General features: G+C 74.0%; 1 protein-coding gene. It reads right to left on the reverse strand.

Annotated elements, in window-relative coordinates; all coding sequences use genetic code 11:
* Positions 1–666 (reverse strand): tetratricopeptide repeat protein (locus tag U9980_RS23500; protein WP_322769931.1); only part of this gene is annotated, 666 nt, incomplete at both ends.

Below are 666 nucleotides of genomic sequence, written 5' to 3' on the forward strand. Positions count from 1 at the left end.
CGGTGGCGAGCGCGAGCGCCTCCGCGCGCCCGCCCACCCCCGACAGCGACATCGCCAGAGTGGTCAGCGACCCGGCGAGGTCGGGCAGGTAGGCGTCGGGGGCCACCTCAGCCAACCGCCGGTAGAGGTCGGCCGCTTCGGTGGCGGGCGCGAGCGCCTCGGCGCGCCGGCCCACCCCCGACAGGAAGGCCGCCAGGTTGTTCAGCGACATCGCGAGGTCGGGGAGGTAGGCGTCGGGGGCCACCTCGGCCAACCGCCGGTAGAGGTCGACCGCCTCGGTGGCGGGCGCGAGCGCCTCGGCCCGCCGACCCACCCCCAACAGGAAGGCCGCCTGGTTGTTCAGCGACATCGCGAGGTCGGGCAGGTAGGCGTCGGGGGCCACCTCAGCCAACCGCCGATAGAGGTCGACCGCCTCGGTGGCGGGCGCGAGCGCCTCGGCCCGCCGACCCACCCCCGACAGCCGGACCGCCAGATTGTTCTGAAGCCGAGCCGCTTCAGCCCCATCCCTGACGGTGATCCGCTCAACACGATGGTCGGGAGGGACGGCGCTGAGGTGGCGATGGAGGAGGTGGCTGGTGAGCTGCACGGCGAAGGCACCCAGCGACGTGGTGACGTGCGGCAGGCCCGCCTCGACCGGCGTGAGGTCAACCCGAGGCGGGATGCGGG

The organism is Protofrankia sp. Cr1 (assembly GCF_963555865.1).
Lineage (GTDB): Bacteria > Actinomycetota > Actinomycetes > Frankiales > Frankiaceae > Protofrankia.